We start from the raw sequence: 15,573 nt of genomic DNA on the forward strand, positions 1-15,573 counted from the left end.
GCCACCTCACCGCCATTTTATGGGGCCGAGCAGAAGCGCCTCAGAGCTTCACCACCTTTCCCGGATTCATCACATTACCCGGATCGATCAATTCCTTGATCGCCTTCGCCAAATCCAGCTTCACCGGATCCGCATGCCGCTCATAGGCCTCGCGTTTCTCCAACCCCACCCCATGCTCGGCCGAGAATGAGCCGCCGGCCTCGCGTAGGCCGTCATAGAGCACGTCCTCGATCGCCGTGTGTCGCTCATGCGAAAGCGGGCCTTCGCAGTTGATGGAGATGTGCAGGTTACCGTCAGCAAGATGACCATAGACGTAAGGCGCGTATGAAGCGTTGATCTTCTTCAACGCGGCCTCGATGCGCGCAACATAGGCGTCCAGCGCACCGCCGGGCACCGAGACGTCAAAAGAGGGCGCCATCGGGTGTGCGCGCTCGATCTCAACCGTCTCCTCGCGTAGCCGCCACATCGCTGCGGCTTGCGCCTCGGAGCTCGCAACCAGCCCGTCGATGATGCCGGCTTCTTCCCAGACCGCCGCCAGCCCGTCCTCAAGCACGTTTCTTGCCGCCTCGATCGAGTCGGCGCCGAGCCCCAGCACCAGAAGGCAGGGTGCGTCGAGCGGCAGGCTGCCGGGCGCATAGCCCAGCGCCCCCTGCATGAGCGAAGCAAAATTGCGCCACAGGATCTCGGCGGCGGTGAGCCGGGCGCTGGTCGAGGCCAGGAAATGCCGCACGATGCGTTGGGCGCTCGCCGCATCCGGCACGCCGACAAGCGCCGTGGCGGTGGCACCGGCGACCGGGTCGAGCCGCACCGCCACGCGGGTGACGATGCCCAACGTGCCCTCCGCGCCGATGAAGAGATGCTTCAGGTCGTAGCCGGCGCTGGTCTTGAGCACCCGGGTGAGGTCGGAAAACACCCGCCCGTCCGCCAGCACCGCCTCAAGCCCGAGCACGCGGTGGCGCATCGTGCCGTTGCGAAACGCCATGATGCCGCCGGCATTGGTGGAAACCATGCCGCCTATGGTGGCGCTACCGCGCGCGGCAAGATCGATGCCCGGGTCGAGCCCATGCCCGGCTGCGGCCTCCTGCAGCGCGCCCAGCGTCACCCCCGCCTGCACGATCGCCACCCGCGCGAACGGATCGATCTCCTCGATCTGGTTCAGCCCGCCGAGATCGCAGATCACCTGACCGGAAGACGTCGCCGCTCCGCCGGCCAGCCCCGTGCGCCCACCTTGCGCGACAAGGCTGATGCCATGCTCCGCGCAAAACCGTACCAGCGCCGTGACACTTGTCGTATCGCGCGGCCGCACCAGCGCCGAGGCGCCGAAATTGCGGGTATCGAAGCCCGGATCGCGGGTGGCGAGCTCGGCAGCGTCCCAGATGGTGGCGGTGGGGAGGGCAGAACGGAGGGAGGGGAGGAGGGTCATGAAGGGATCCGGCGGAAGAAGAAGCTTATCCTATAAAGGAACCGCAGCTCGGGAGTCACGCCGGCACGCCAAGGGCCCTCGGGTCCAGCCTAGCGGCTCGGTTCAGGAACATTCTGCGTTTAGCGGAGTTTGGCGGGATGGCCCGCTCGTTCGAGGCCAGGACGGCTTATAGGCGGGCTTCGGGAGGAAGCTATGATCCGTGTCACGCCTTCACTTCATGTTTCTCGCCGCGGTGCATTGCAAATTGGTCTCGGAGCGACGCTCGCTTCAGTGACCGGCGTTGCCCCGGTTTCGCCTGCTTTCGCACAGGATGACATCAAGGACGAAGACATTTTCCGCTTCGCCCTCAACCTAGAATATATGGAAGCTGAATATTACCTCCGCGGCACCACAGGAAAAGGCATCGAGGATTCAGATGTCGGTTCCAAGCCCGGCGATGTGGTCGGCGGCAAAAAGGTTGCCTTCGAAACGCCCGCGCTCGGTGAATTCATGCGGGAGGTCGCGGAAAATGAACTTGCCCATGTCAGGTTCTATCGCAAGACACTTGGGTCGAATGCGGTGGACCGGCCGGCGATCGATTTCGATGCCGGCTTCGCCGCGGTCGCCAAGGCGGCCGGCCTCGGTGCCGACTTCGACCCATTCGGCAACCAGATGAACTTCGTGCTTGGCGGCATGCTGTTCGAAGATGTCGGTGTCACCGCCTACGCCGGTGCGGCAACTGTCCTGAAGAATAAGGAATTCTTGGCTGCCGCCGCTGGAATTCTCGCGGTCGAGGCCTATCACATGGGGATGGCGCGGTCGACGCTCTATCGCATGGGCGAGAAGGCATGGAAAGCAGCGAATGCGGTTTCCGACGCACGCGACAAGATCGATGGGCCTGATGACAAAGACCAGGGCATTCGCGTCGACGGCAAGGCCAACTTCGTTCCCTCAACGCCGGATGCGATTGCCTTCACAAGGACGCCGCAGGAGGTGCTGCGCATTGTTTATCTGACCGATCAATCGGGTGTGAGCAAGGGTGGCTTTTATCCGAACGGGATGAACGGCACGCTCAAGAGCACCTAGCCGCGAGGATGGAACCGGCCACGATGACCCACAACCCGCGCTGTGCTGCATTGGTCGCCGGCCATTCCATGTCGTATCGACGGAGCGCGCGATGAACGTCAGCAGCGAAGCGACCAGATCCCTTTGGACGCTCGACGCCAGCTTGCCCAGCGCTCCCCGCCTCGAGCAGGACGAGCATTGCGACGTGGCCGTCGTTGGAGCCGGCATGGCCGGGGTTTCGATTGCCTATGAACTGGCACTGGCAGGACGCAAGGTGGTGCTCGTGGATCGTGGCCCGTTGCTCGGGGGCATGACATCGCGCACGACCGCCCATCTGGCGCCGATCTGCGACGATGGCTTGAGCGCGCTGATCGACATGCGCGGCGAGGCCCTGGCGCGCGGATTTCAGGAGAGCCAACAAGCCGCCGTCAACCGCATCGAACGGCACGTCGCCAGGCTGGAGATCGACTGCGATTTCCGGCGGCTGGACGGCTTTCTTTTCCCTGCCGCATGGATGGACGAGAAAGAGGCCGCCAGAGAATGCAACAAGGAGTATGCGGCTGCGGCAAAGATCGGCGCCGAGGCTGAGCATGGCAAGGGCGTGCCGCTCAAGGGCCATGAATCGGCGCCCATCCTGCGCTATCCCGACCAGGCCACCTTCCACCCGCTGAAATATTTGCGCGCGCTGCTGGCCGATTTCGAGAAGCAAGGCGGCAAGGCATTCGCCGACAGCGCCGTCCTTGAGATAGAGGAAGGGGAGCAGATTCGCTTGAAATGCGACGGCGGCTCCACCGTTACCGCTTCGAACGCGGTGTTTGCCACCAACTCCCCGATCAACACATGGGTCAAGATCCACAGCAAGATGGCGCCTTACCGCACTTATGCGATGGCTTTCGACATCCCCAAGGGAACCCTCCCGGATGCGCTCTACTGGGACATGGACGATCCCTATTATTATGTCCGCCTGAACCCCGGCCACGGCACGACGGACCATCTCATCGCCGGCGGCCGCGATCACAAATCGGGCGAAGCGGATGACGGCGAGGCACGCTTTGCTGCGCTCGAAGCCTGGATCAGGGCATTGGTGCCCGACCTTGGCGGAGAAAGAGCGCGGTGGTCCGGTCAGGTTCTTGAAACGATCGATTATTGCGGCTTCATCGGCCGAAGCCCCGGCAACGGCAACGTCTTTATCGCCACCGGCGATTCCGGCCAGGGCATGACGCATGGCGCATTCGCCGGATTGCTGATCCGCGATCTGATCGTGGACGGATCGAACCCCTGGGAAGCTGTCTATGCACCCGACCGGACCCCGCCCGCCGCGCTTGCGCACTATGTTAATGAGAACCTTACAACGGTGAAGAACCTTGCCGGCTACTTGCTGCCCGGTGAGGTCAAGTCGGCCGGCGATCTCAAGCCGGGCGAAGGCGGCATCCTTCAGGACGGCTTGAGCAAGTTCGCCGTGTGCCGCGACCGCGACGGCAAGCTCCACCGCCATTCGGCCAGTTGCACCCATCTCGGCTGTATCGTGCACTGGAATTCGACCGAGCAATGCTGGGATTGCCCCTGCCACGGCTCCCAGTTCGCCCCGGACGGAGCTGTCCTCAATGGCCCAGCGATGCGGCCCTTGGCCTAGCTCGGTCGGAGAGCGGCCAACTGCTACCCATGCCCATCTCCTTGTCTCTCAAGGGTGGAGGGTCCTTTGGATGGTGCCTGGCTTGGCACCGCCGGTATTTCATATGGCCGAATCGCGCGCCGCTCTATCTGCTTGCGTTGGCAGGGGGAGCGATCGCACCCGGGACAATGTCGGTGTTTTGGGCCACCTTGATCCGCCAGCCGGACTGTTCCTTCTTCACCACCAGAAGCAGAATGCCTTCCCGTGTTCCGGCGGGTGAGCCGTCCGGGGCGGACGCGCCGGTCAGGGTCCATCTATAATGCACCGATGCAAGGCCGGGAGACAGCTCGACGACTGACGAGACGACACCCTCCAACCGGCTGTCGCGAAACATCGTTGCGTGAGTGGCGCGGTGCGCCGCTTCGATCTCGGCGCGGTTTTTCCACCACATGCCCACGACATTGACGAAATTGGCATCCTCGGAAAACAGCGCCGCGAAGTCGTCCATGTCATGTCTGTTCCAGGCATCGGCGAAGGCCGTTGCGGCGTCCTCGGGTCTGCTGACCTCCAACCTCATGACATGATCTCCCTTGCTTTCCGCTGGCCGGGGGCGAGACGATAGCGGCCTCGGCAGGCCCTGTCACCACACAGCCACAGAACTTAGCCGCGCCACTTCCTTAACGGCGCCGATTCCCAAAATTAACCTTTTGTTAACCATTCGACCGGCACCCTTTAACCATTGAGTAAGGATTCGCCTGGACGTGACCTTCGCCGCTCCCCTGCACAACAAATCGATTCGCTTTCGCGCCCGTTCCTTCGTCGCTTTCACGCTGACGCCGGAGGCGCCGATTGCCGACTGGCTGGAGGGGCTGGATCGCTGGATCGCCAACTCGCCGGGCTATTTCAACGGGCGCCCGGTGGTGCTGGACCTGAACGTCCTGCAGCCGGGGCCGGAGGAGATCGCAGCACTTGTCGGCGTGCTCGGCTCGCGCGGCATTCGCGTCTATGCCATCGAACTGGAAGGCGCCGAGCTCGGGCCTGAACTGCCGCCGCTCTTGGCCGGCGCCAAGGAGGCGACGGCCGAGGGGCTGCTGGGCCGGGCCGCGCGCAAGGCGCGGGCGGAGGAACTGGAAGCCGCGGCCGAGGAGCGGGTCCATGCCGCCCAGATGACGCAGTCAACCGCGGAGGCCCCGCAGGCGGAAGTTTCCCCCATAGAGATGTCCGGCGACGAACCGGTGGACCCCGAATTGGCAAGGCTCGAAGCGGTCCGGATCGAGCTGGCGCAGAGCGATACGGCCCAATCGGGGTCGACGAATGCGGGGCAGGGCGCGGCGGACATGTCGGCCGCCGCCGGCACGCTGATGATCAAGGCGCCGATCCGCTCGGGGCAGTCGGTGTTCCATCCACATGGCGACGTTATCGTGCTGGGCTCGGTCGCGTCCGGTTCGGAAATCGTCGCCGGCGGCTCGATCCATGTCTATGGCACGCTGCGCGGCCGCGCGATCGCCGGCTCGGAAGGCAATGTTTCGGCGCGCATCTTCTGCCGCAAGAACGAGGCCGAACTGCTCGCCGTCGACGGCTGGTACACCACGGCCGAGGAGATGGAAGGCACCTCGCGCGGCAAGGCCGTGCAGGCCTTCCTCGACAATGATGCGCTGTGCGTGGTGCCGCTCGGCTGATGCGCAAGCTTCGGACCGGTTTCGCGTGCAACTGTAGTGGGAGTCGGCCGTGTCCCAAGCGGCAGGACCGAGCATAAGAATCGCCAACGGAGGCTGGATGAATATGGGCAAGGTAGTGGTGGTCACCTCGGGCAAGGGGGGTGTCGGCAAGACGACCTCGACGGCCGCGCTCGGCGCCGCCGTGGCCAAGACCGGCAAGAAGGTGGCGCTCGTCGATTTCGACGTCGGTCTGCGCAACCTCGACCTCATCATGGGGGCCGAGCGCCGCGTGGTGTTCGATCTGGTCAACGTCATCCAGGGCACGGCGAAGCTGTCGCAGGCGCTGATCCGCGACAAGCGGCTGGAGACGCTCTATCTGCTGCCGGCCTCGCAAACACGCGACAAGGACGCGCTGACCGAAGAGGGCGTCGCCGAAGTCATCGCAAGGCTGCGTTCGGTCTTCGACTATGTCTTCTGCGACAGCCCGGCCGGCATCGAGCGTGGCGCCCAGCTTGCCATGCGCTTCGCCGACGAAGCGGTCATCGTTACCAACCCGGAAGTCTCGTCGGTGCGCGATTCCGACCGCATCATCGGCCTGCTCGACGCCCGCACGATGAAGGCCGAGCAGGGCGAGCTGATCCAGAAGCACGTGCTGGTGACCCGCTACGACGCCGCCCGCGCCGCGCGCGGCGAGATGCTGTCGATCGACGACGTGCTGGAAATCCTGTCGACGCCGCTGCTCGGCATCATCCCGGAAAGCCAGGATGTGCTGCGCGCCTCGAACCTAGGCTCCCCGGTGACGCTGTCGGAGCCGATCAATTCCGCCGCCAAAGCCTATCTCGAAGCGGCAAGACGCCTGGAAGGCGAGGACCTGCCGGTGGTCGTCCCCTTCGAACGCAAGGGCTTCCTCGACCGGCTTCTCGGAAGGAGGGCCGCATGAGCATCCTCGACCTCTTCAAGCGGCGCACCAGCGCGCCGGTGGCGCGCGAGCGGCTGCAGCTGCTGCTCGCCTATGAGCGCCAAAGCCGCGGCCAGCCGGACCTCGTCTCCATCCTGCGCGAGGAGATCATGGCGGTCATCGCCAAGCATGTGCAGATCGACCAGGACTATCTCCAGGTCTCGATGGATCGCGGCGCGACCATGTCGACGCTGGAGATCGACATCCAGATCCCCAACAAGAGCGCCGTGCCGCTGGCGATGGCGGGGTAGGACGTGGATTCCTCTCCCCCGCCAAGGACGGGGGAGAGGTGCCCCGCGCAGCGGGGCGGAGAGGGGGCCTGCGCTAACGCTTCGTCATCCTCGGGCTTGACCCGAGGATCCATGCCGTGACCTTGGGCATAGAGTGCCGCGGCGCAGAATTCTATAAGCATACCAACGCCTTAGCGTCACGGCATGGATCCTAGGGTCTGCGCGCGTCGCTTCGCTCCTTGCTCCGCCCTAGGATGACGAAGACGCCAAACGCCGCCCCACGCCCCTCACTCCGGCCGGTACAGCTCATCCATGCTGCGCGCAGCGAGCTCCGCGAAGGGCGCCTGCTTCTTCACCCGCCCATGGTCCAGGATCACCAGGTCGTCGCAGAACGAGATCGTCGAGTGGTGGTGGCTGATGACGATCGTGGTGCGGCGGCCGGCGCGTGATCTCAGCGTTTCCACGATCGCCGCTTCCGAAAGCCCGTCCACCGCGTTGGTGGCCTCGTCGAGGATCAGTATGTCGGGATCGCGCACCAGCGCACGGGCGAGCGCTATGCGCTGCCTTTGTCCGGCCGACAGGTTGACGCCGCGATAGCCGACGACCGTCTGATAGCCTTGCGGCAGGCGTTCGATGAACTCATGCGCCTCGGCAAGCTCTGCCGCGCGCCGCGCTTCTTCCACACTCGCCCTGTCCTTGCCATAGGTGATGTTGTCCAGGATGGTGCCGTCCACCAGTTCCAGTTCCTGGCTGGCCAAGGCGATATGCGTCCGCCAGGCGACCGGATCGATCTCGCCGAGCGCCGTGCCGTCGACGAGGATTTGTCCACCGTCCGGCTCGACGAAGCGGCAGAGCAGGTTGACGATGGTCGTCTTGCCGGCGCCGGAGCGACCGATCAGCGCGGTGGAGCGGCCGCTTCTTATGTTGAAGCTCACCGCATGCAGCACCGCCGCGCGCTGCTCCTCATTGGCATAGCTAAAGCTCACGCCCTCGAAGGCGATTTTTTCGCTTAAAGTGGCGAAGGGCCGGCTGCCCTGCGGCGGCGCTGGCTTGCCCGTCGGGTCGAGCAGCCAGTTCACCTCGTCCAGGGAGCCGGAAAGCCCCTGCAGTTGGCTCCAGGTCATCTGCAGCGCCCTGACATGCGGCTGCAGGCGGTAGAGCAGGATAAGGAATGCGGCGACCAGCGGGAAACTCAAGCCCGCCAGCCAGGCGCCGATCACGACCGCCAGGAACAGCATGGCGTGCAGTACTTCCGTGAGCGGTCCCAGCGCGCCCTGGCGGTTGGCAAGCTGGAAGGCCGCCCGGCGCACGCCGTCCGACGCCGTCTCGAATGCCGCCTTTTCGCGCTCTTCCTGGCCGAAGATGCGGATCAATCGGCCGGCATGCACCAGATGCAGCATCCGCGAGGCCAAGGCGCTGTTGCGCGCCGTAACGCTGCGGCTGGGCGCCTGCAGACGCGCCGACAGCGCCATATGCCCCCCTTGCACCAGCGCCAGCCCGATCATAACCAAAAGCGTCATCTTCCAGGAGAGCAGCAAAAGGAAGCCTAGCAGGATCAGTGCGGCCGAGGCGCTGACGATCGAGCCGAGCATTGCCTGGATGGCGTCGGAGGCACGCCAGGATTCATTGGAAATGATGTTAAGCAAGCGTCCTGGGCTCTCCTTCAGGAAGAAGGGATAGCCGACCTCAAGCAGCCGCCCCGCGAGCGCCGCGCGGATCGCCTGGCCCGCCTTGCCGTAGATATGGGCCGTGAGGACCGAATTGGCGAAGGCAAGCAGGTTCTTGAGCAGGATCGAGCCGAGGATCGCGGCCGCGATCGCGATCAACCGCTCGCGCTCGCCAAGCCCCGCGCCAACCTTTTGCAGCAGGGCCGAGAATCCTGCCATGCCGGCTGTGTCGCCATGCTCCATGACGATGCCGAGCAGCGGGATGATCAGGCCGATGCCGAAACCTTCGAGCGCTGCGCTTGCAAGCCCGAGCGCGACGACGATCGGCAGCAGGCCGAGCTGCCGGCGGTGGAGCGCCTGGCGCAGCATCGACAGCGTCGGCCGCCCGCTCATGGCGCGCTGGCCTCCATCCCGGCCTCGGTCGTTTGCTGGGCGCTTCGGGCTTTTCGCGGCGGACGTCTGGCCAGCATCAGAAACGCGAATTTCGCCGCGCCCGCGAGGTTCATCAGAACGATGGGCCAGTGCGATAGACTGAGCTCGCCATCGAATCTGGGCCCGCCGGCAAGCTCGCGCAGAGCGGCGCGCGCGGCCCAGTAGAAATGTCGCAGCAGCCACGGCGCGCGACATAGATGCTTAAGGCAGAGCGCGCCGTTGCCGAAATGATAGTCGCGGTGCAGGCGGTCGATCGCCTCGCGATCGCGCCGGCCATGATGGTGGAAGATAGTCATGTCGGGCACATATTCCACCGCCATGCCGGCAAGCACCGCCCGCACCAGATAGTCGGTGTCCTCGGCCGAGCGGAGCGCTCCACCGGCGCCGAATCGTTCGTCGAAGGGGCCGATGCGGGCGGCGACGTCGCGGTGCATGGTCATGTTGCAGCCCAGCACGAAGCCGCCCGGATGGACGGTCGGCGTCAACCGTTCGCGCTTGTCGCAGCGCTTGATGGTGAAGGGCAGGTCGCGCGCGTCGCCGATCTCGACGCGGCCGCCGCGGATCAGCCATTTCTCTCCGCTCGCATAATGCCTCTCCAGGTCGACGAGGTAGCTGCTGTCGAGCCGGCAGTCGTCGTCGATGAACACCAGCACCCGCCCGCGCGCCCGCGCCAGCCCCGCATTGCGCGCCGCCGCCAGCCCGGGGCGAGGCTCCGAGATTGCGGTCAGCGCAATGTCCAAGGTCGCGGCGGCGGCTGAAAGATAGCTGGCCGTGCCGTCGCGAGAGCCGTTGTCGACCACCACCAGCTCTGCGGTGAAGGCGGGATGCGCCCGGCAGGCGGCGTGGATCGAATCGACACAGGCCTTGAGCACCGCCGCCCGATCGCGCGTGCACACGATGAAGGAGACCTGCGGCCGCTGCCTGGGCCACGGAGGAGGGGGCAGGGCGGGGCGCAGGTGCCGCGGCAGCGGATGGCGTTCGGCGTTCATGCCACCCCCGTCCGGTAGGGCGCGAGCACCGATGCCGCCGGGGCGGATTTGAAGCGATAGGCAACCCAGTCGGCGCATTTGCCGGCCCGCATCGAAGCCTGACTCAACCAGGGTGCCCGGGCGCCAGGGATGAGCGCGTATTTCTCGCGGCGGCGGATCACGTTCCATTTCCCCGTTAGCGTCAGCAATTCATGCGCCAGCGCCGGCCGCTCCTCGTCATTGACGAGCTGGTAGAGGAAATAGAACAGGTTGAGCGCGCCGGCCTCGAAGCTCGGCCTCGTCGTATCGGGAAGCGCGGCGATCCGCTCCTCAAGAGCACAGATGAAAGCCGCGGCCCGGGCCACGGTGTCGAAGGTGACCGTCTCGCCAATCGCGCGCAGGTTCGCGCCGTCTTCCGTCAGCCCCTCGCTCTCCAGATTCTCGCTGACAATTCTGAGATGCGTGCGCCGCATCTCCCTGGCGTGCCGGCTGGTCACGCTGCCGGGATGCAGGCGGTAGACGAGCAGGCTTTCCGGTATCAGCGCCGCCGGATAGCGCTCGGCCAGCCGCCGGAAGAGGTCGAAATCCTCGGCATGCCGGTAGAAGCCGTCGTAGTCCAGGTCGGCCTCGCCGATGATCCGGCGATTGTAGACCACCGTCGGATGCATGAAGATCGTGAAGAATTTTGAGAGCACCGAGAGGTCGAGACGGAACACCGGATCGAGCCGTCCCTTGGCGACGCGGCCGTGCAGCAGCATATCGACGAGCGCGCCGCAGAAGCCGAGCTCGGGCCGGGCGGCAAACAGCGCCGCCTGGCGCGACAGCCGCCAGGGATAGGCGAAGTCGTCGGCGTCCATGCGCGCGACGAGCTCACCCTGCGCGATCGCCAGTCCCTCATTGAGGCTGGCGACAAGCCCGCGGTTTTCGCGCGAGATAATGGAAACGCGGCTGTCGTCCCGGCGGCAGCGGTCGAGGATCTCCAGCGACCGGTCGGTCGATCCGTCGTCGATGGCGATAAGCTCGAGCCGGCCGTAGTCCTGCCGCAGGATCGATTGTACCGCCGCGGCCACATAGGGCTCGGCATTGTAGACCGGCAAAAGCACGGAGATGAGGGGTGCCGCGGTCATGGCCGGCTCCGGTCCGTTGGCTGCAGATCGAGCGCCGGGGCGGTGCGCAACCTGCGCCCCTCGCTCGCGCCGCGCGGGCGCGATGGTTCGACATAGGGGAAATAGCGCTTGAGACCGTTGAGCGGCTTTTCGAAAAACACCCAGGAGAGCGAGGCGACGATCAGCGTGGCGGCGCCCGCGACGAAGAACCGCCCCGGCCCCTGTTCCGAGACGTTGACCGGAATCCACGACTGGGCTCTGACGGTCAAGGCGAGAAGGATCGAATGATAGAGGTATACGCCGTAGCTGATGCGGCCAAGCCACAGCAGCGGCGGGAGTTCGGCCAGCCTGCCCGGCACGCCGCCGAGGCCGTTCGAGCACGCCGCGACGATTGCCAGCATTGGGACCAGCGGCAGCACCTGCACCAGGATCCAGCGAGGCCACTCCCAGGCGGAATTCGCCAGCCCGGGATCGGACCGGACCACGAGCAGGAACATCACCCCCAGGGCCGGCCAGCCGAGCCGCATCCATTGCGGCGCATCCGCGCCCCGGGCGCGGCGCACGGCAAGAAGGGCGCCGCAGCCAAGGGCGTCCATCGAGGCCGGCGGCAGCAGGTCGCGGGCAAGCGCCGGGCTGGCGGCAATCGGCCCGTAGAACCGGTAGGCGAGCGAGAAGGTGATAACGCCGATGGTGATCGCCTCGATGCGCCGGCGCGGCGCGAGAAGCACGACCAGCGGCCAGACCAGGTAAAACTGCTCCTCGATGCTAAGGCTCCAGAAATGGCAGAGCAGCCAGGGCGTCCAGTCGTTTTGCTGCGCATACCAGAAATTCGAGAGGTAGAGCGCATGCCAGGCGAACGATGGCCTGGATTGTTCCGAAGCCAGCCACACCACTCCCAGCACCGCGAAATAGGGTGGGAATATCCGGATCATGCGCCTGGCATAGAAGGAACGTAGCGCCGGCCCGGCGGCGAATGCACCGGTGTCACGCGCGTCCAGCAAAAGCCGGGTGATAAGGAAGCCGGAAAGCACGAAGAACAGCCTGACCCCGAGATGGCCGACGAATGACGAGCCGCCTGGAGCGAAGAAATGCGAGTAGAGCACCAGCGTCACCGCAACGCCCCGCAAGGCGTCGAGCTGGATGTCGCGCGCGTTCGCCATCAGCGGCATCCGCCGTATCGGTCGCGCCGCGCGGCAGGGATCGAGCAAACCTCGCCGCTGCGGGCCGACGACTCGCGGTCCGGGCCGGGGGCGCAATCCGTGCGGGCCCGCGGAATGCCCATCCGAGTCACAATAATGGCATCCTCCAACAGGCATGCCCCCGGCCCACGATTGTCTCGGCCGATGTTGCGGCGCAACACAAAATGCTTACGCCCATGAAACAAGATGTGATGTCGCGGTGTGACGGAAATAGTTGTGCCTTAAAAATATAATCAGAGATGTCCAATGGTCCTATTCAAGCGTCGGTAATTGGTCTGAGTTTTGGAAAACATCAATCGCTGGGACATGTCGGAAGGCTTCCAAGCAACCGTAGCGAGTATGATGGGAAATATTGAGAGAAGGCTCGACCGCAACCGTAAGTTCTATGGAGAGCCTCTGTAAAAAACCTTGCTTTTCAAGTTCTTGTGCGGTGCAGCAGGCTCGGTCGGAGCCGCTTGTCCCACCATTCGCCGCCTGCTGCCTCACGACGGCGCAGCCCCAAAGGCCTTATCTCCAATCCCGACAAGAGCAGGGAAATGGAGAGCAAGTGACGTCGACGCCGATTGCACGACCGGACGCTCACATGGGCACAATGCCGGTGCTTGGCCTGCTCGGCGCAATCCTGTCGGTGCAGATTGGCGCCGCTTTCGCCAAGGGCCTGTTCCCGGTGCTGGGGTCGGAAGGCACGACTATGCTGAGGCTCGCCATCGGCGCGCTGATGCTGGCGGCGGTGCTGAGGCCTTGGAAGGTGCTGCCCTCGCGGAGAAACCTGCCTTGGCTCGCAGCCTATGGCGTCACGGTCTGCGCCATGAACCTGCTGTTTTATGCCGCGCTCCAGCGCATTCCGCTCGGCATCTGCGTGGCGCTTGAATTCACCGGGCCGCTATTTGTCGCCACGCTCGGCTCCAGGCGCCTACTCGACCTCGTCTGGGTGGCGCTGGCCGTCGTCGGCATCGTGCTTTTGTCGCCCTTTGCCGGTATCAGCCGCGGGCTCGATCCGCTGGGCGTGGCGCTGGCGCTGGCGGCGGGCGCCTGCTGGGGGCTCTACATCATCTTCGCGCAGAAGGCCGGCGCCGAGCTCGGCGTGCGCACTTCCGCCTATGGTATGGCGATCGCCGCGGTGCTGGCGCTGCCTTTCGGCTTCAGCGCCGCTCAAGCCTACCTCACCGACCCGCACATCATGGCGGGCGCGGCGGTGGTCGGCCTGTTCTCTAGCGCGCTGCCCTTCTATCTGGAAATGCTGGTGCTGGCCCGCATGCCGGCCAAGGTCTACGGAATGCTGGTCTGCCTGGAGCCGGCCGGCGGCGCGCTGACCGGCTTCCTGTTCCTGGCGGAGAAGCTCAGTCTTTTGCAGTGCGTGGGCATCGCCGCCGTCATTGCCGCCGCCTTCGGCGCGGCGGTTGCGTCGCGGCGGCCGGTGCCATTGCCGGCCTGAGCGTATCTTGCGGACATGCCGCGAGCGCGAACTCGTTAACAGCTTGGTCGACCTGGAAAATTCATCCCAGGACGGAAGTGTTCGACCACATCCGGGGGCCGAGATAAGACTTAGGTCCTAAAGAGAACTGAAATAAGTCCGAGCGGACAAGACAAGGGTCGTGGGCCACTTCCTAATGACCTGCTGATTGGGGATGCTTATGCTGCGACATTGCCGGTGGGGTAGCTCGGCCGACGGGCTGAAGGGCTGGCATGGGGAGAGCGGAATGCGCTTAACGCGCAGGAGCTGCAGGCTGGTCTTGCGAGCGCTGACTGCGTTGGCGCTTATTGTCGCGCCTTTCAGTCTCTCCCTCGATGGCCCGGTCGTGACCAAAGCCTATGCCGGCAAAGGCGGCAATGGCAACGGTAATGGCGGCGGCAACGGAAACGGGAACGGTGGCGGCAACAACGGGAACGGAAACGGTAACAGCGGCGGCAACAACGGGAACGGCAACGGAAATAGCGGCGGCAATAACGGAAACGGCAATAGCGGAAACAGCAGCGGCGATAACGGGAACGGGAACAATAACGGCAACAGCGGCAAGAACAGCAGCACCAGTGCGGCAAGCGCCGCCGATGTTGATAGTCATGTCAACGCCCTGACGGGTGACAAGATTGAGGCCACCCGCACCAAAATCCAGGTCACGCACCGCAATGGAATGAAGGAGAAGATCGAGAACGGCCGGTTCAGGATGGAAGACAAATACGGACGCACTATCGTCGACCGCAAGGCCACCATGGCCGATCTCAATCGCCTGAAGAGTTTGTGAGAGCGAGGTTTTATCCAGATTAGATCTTAAGGGACCGAAGGTCAGCGCTGCAAAATCAGGTTGCCACCTTTTGCTTCGTCTCTGCGGTCCTGATCGTGTTGCGGTAGAACCTGGCTACTCACCTTACCCCCGCCTTCGTGCGGGGGTAATTTTTTCCAGCGCGGCGATGTTCGCCGCCTGCGACATTGGTCAGTCATGGTGGCGGAAATGGTCCGACCGGTCGGGGCATGGGTCGTGGGCCGCTTCCGTCTTCTGCCGGAATGTGAATCCTTGCAGGATTAAAACACTGTTCCGTCGCGCCTGTCCCGTGGGCGGAACTTCGGCTATGCCGAGACGGACCCGCAAGAAAGGACGGAATGCACCAACCCGCCTGCAAAAGGCCAGCTCACCTTGTGCTGCGCGTCGTTGCCGCGCTGGCAGTTGTCGTTGCGCCCTGTCTGTCGGCGCCGGCCAACATGACCAAGCTCGTATCGGCCGCCGCCTATGCCGGCAACGGCAATGGCAATGGCAATGGAGGTGGAAACGGCAACGGCAACGGCGGCAATTCGGGTTCCGCCGGCGGCTCGAATTCCGGCTCGGCCGGCGGCTCGAATTCCGGCAACGGCAGCAACAACGGCAACAGCAATGGCCAGGGCAACAGCAATGCCGGTGGCGACAACCCCAATGCCGGGCCGGGCAACAACAGCGGCAAGGGCAATACCAACCCCGGGACCAAGAACAGCTACACCAACGCCGCGACCGGCGACACGCTCTCGATCGACGGCGACAAGGTCACCGTCATCCATCGCAACGGCATGAAGGAGCAGGTCCGGAACGGCCGTTTCGAGATGACGGACGCGCAAGGCCGCACCATCATCGAGCGGCAGGCGACGGAAGAGGACTTGAATCGTCTGCTGAGCCTGTGAGGGTTCTGGAGGAGCTAGAGGAGGAACAGGAAGTGAAGAATTGATGAATTGAAGAAAGAAGGGAGAGATCACCGTTTCCCCAGTTCCCCGCTTCCTCAGTTCTTCAGTTCTTCAATTCCCCAATTCCC

At 64.5% G+C, this 15,573-nt stretch carries 14 protein-coding genes; 8 read left to right on the plus strand and 6 right to left on the minus strand.

All coding sequences use genetic code 11. The features are described 5' to 3' along the window. Positions 1 to 40: 40 nt before the first annotated feature. Positions 41 to 1,423 (minus strand): FAD-binding oxidoreductase, encoded by a 1,383-nt coding sequence (locus P9273_RS17510; RefSeq protein ID WP_278050037.1) that lies wholly within the window; start codon positions 1,421 to 1,423, stop codon positions 41 to 43. Positions 1,424 to 1,615: 192 nt separating this feature from the next. Here P9273_RS17510 and P9273_RS17515 point away from each other — a divergent pair, with 192 nt between their 5' ends. Together P9273_RS17515 and P9273_RS17520 are read left to right on the plus strand one after the other, a co-directional pair. Next, the gene (locus P9273_RS17515) at positions 1,616 to 2,488 is read left to right on the plus strand and encodes a ferritin-like domain-containing protein (RefSeq protein WP_278050038.1); all 873 of its coding nucleotides are present in this window, start codon (positions 1,616 to 1,618) and stop codon (positions 2,486 to 2,488) included. Positions 2,489 to 2,579: 91 nt separating this feature from the next. Continuing rightward, entirely contained in the window at positions 2,580 to 4,100 is a 1,521-nt protein-coding gene (locus P9273_RS17520; protein ID WP_278050039.1) for an FAD-dependent oxidoreductase, read from the plus strand. A gap of 124 nt (positions 4,101 to 4,224) precedes the next feature. On the opposite strand, the gene P9273_RS17525 is transcribed toward P9273_RS17520, so the two are convergent. Further along, positions 4,225 to 4,656 carry an SgcJ/EcaC family oxidoreductase gene (locus tag P9273_RS17525; RefSeq protein ID WP_041001692.1) on the minus strand — a complete coding sequence of 144 codons (432 nt, stop codon included), beginning with the start codon at positions 4,654 to 4,656 and terminating at the stop codon, positions 4,225 to 4,227. Positions 4,657 to 4,840: 184 nt separating this feature from the next. Between P9273_RS17525 and minC the strand changes: the two genes are divergently transcribed. The 3 genes from minC (at position 4,841) to minE (ending at position 6,946) form a co-directional block, all read left to right on the plus strand. After that, positions 4,841 to 5,758, plus strand: coding sequence for a septum site-determining protein MinC (gene minC, locus P9273_RS17530; RefSeq protein WP_041001690.1), 918 nt, complete (start codon positions 4,841 to 4,843; stop codon positions 5,756 to 5,758). A 103-nt stretch (positions 5,759 to 5,861) separates the two neighbouring features. Beyond that, a complete protein-coding gene (gene minD / locus P9273_RS17535; RefSeq protein WP_041001688.1) occupies positions 5,862 to 6,677 on the plus strand; it encodes a septum site-determining protein MinD in 816 nt (271 codons plus the stop codon). Beyond that, positions 6,674 to 6,946, plus strand: a complete 273-nt coding sequence (minE, locus tag P9273_RS17540; RefSeq protein WP_040973218.1) for a cell division topological specificity factor MinE — start codon at positions 6,674 to 6,676, stop codon at positions 6,944 to 6,946. The genes minD and minE overlap by 4 nt, the downstream gene beginning before the upstream one ends. Positions 6,947 to 7,212: 266 nt before the next feature. On the opposite strand, the gene P9273_RS17545 is transcribed toward minE, so the two are convergent. The 4 genes from P9273_RS17545 to P9273_RS17560 are packed head-to-tail and all read right to left on the minus strand — an operon-like array spanning position 7,213 to position 12,258. Continuing rightward, entirely contained in the window at positions 7,213 to 8,985 is a 1,773-nt protein-coding gene (locus tag P9273_RS17545; RefSeq protein ID WP_278050040.1) for an ABC transporter ATP-binding protein, read from the minus strand. After that, a complete protein-coding gene (locus P9273_RS17550; protein WP_041001684.1) occupies positions 8,982 to 10,013 on the minus strand; it encodes a glycosyltransferase family 2 protein in 1,032 nt (343 codons plus the stop codon). The genes P9273_RS17545 and P9273_RS17550 overlap by 4 nt, the downstream gene beginning before the upstream one ends. Next, positions 10,010 to 11,119 (minus strand): glycosyltransferase family 2 protein, encoded by a 1,110-nt coding sequence (locus tag P9273_RS17555; protein ID WP_278050041.1) that lies wholly within the window; start codon positions 11,117 to 11,119, stop codon positions 10,010 to 10,012. The genes P9273_RS17550 and P9273_RS17555 overlap by 4 nt, the downstream gene beginning before the upstream one ends. Beyond that, the gene (locus P9273_RS17560) at positions 11,116 to 12,258 is read right to left on the minus strand and encodes an acyltransferase family protein (RefSeq protein ID WP_278050042.1); all 1,143 of its coding nucleotides are present in this window, start codon (positions 12,256 to 12,258) and stop codon (positions 11,116 to 11,118) included. The genes P9273_RS17555 and P9273_RS17560 overlap by 4 nt, the downstream gene beginning before the upstream one ends. Before the next feature lie 622 nt (positions 12,259 to 12,880). Here P9273_RS17560 and P9273_RS17565 point away from each other — a divergent pair. From P9273_RS17565 to P9273_RS17575, 3 genes are all read left to right on the plus strand, one after another. Then, on the plus strand, positions 12,881 to 13,732 hold the full coding sequence (locus P9273_RS17565) for an EamA family transporter (RefSeq protein WP_278050043.1): 852 nt from the start codon (positions 12,881 to 12,883) through the stop codon (positions 13,730 to 13,732). A gap of 265 nt (positions 13,733 to 13,997) precedes the next feature. After that, positions 13,998 to 14,540 (plus strand): hypothetical protein, encoded by a 543-nt coding sequence (locus P9273_RS17570; RefSeq protein ID WP_278050044.1) that lies wholly within the window; start codon positions 13,998 to 14,000, stop codon positions 14,538 to 14,540. A 455-nt stretch (positions 14,541 to 14,995) separates the two neighbouring features. Beyond that, positions 14,996 to 15,445 carry a hypothetical protein gene (locus P9273_RS17575; protein WP_278050045.1) on the plus strand — a complete coding sequence of 150 codons (450 nt, stop codon included), beginning with the start codon at positions 14,996 to 14,998 and terminating at the stop codon, positions 15,443 to 15,445. Positions 15,446 to 15,573: the final 128 nt, after the last annotated feature.

The organism is Mesorhizobium sp. WSM4935 (genome assembly GCF_029625735.1).
Taxonomy (GTDB): domain Bacteria; phylum Pseudomonadota; class Alphaproteobacteria; order Rhizobiales; family Rhizobiaceae; genus Mesorhizobium.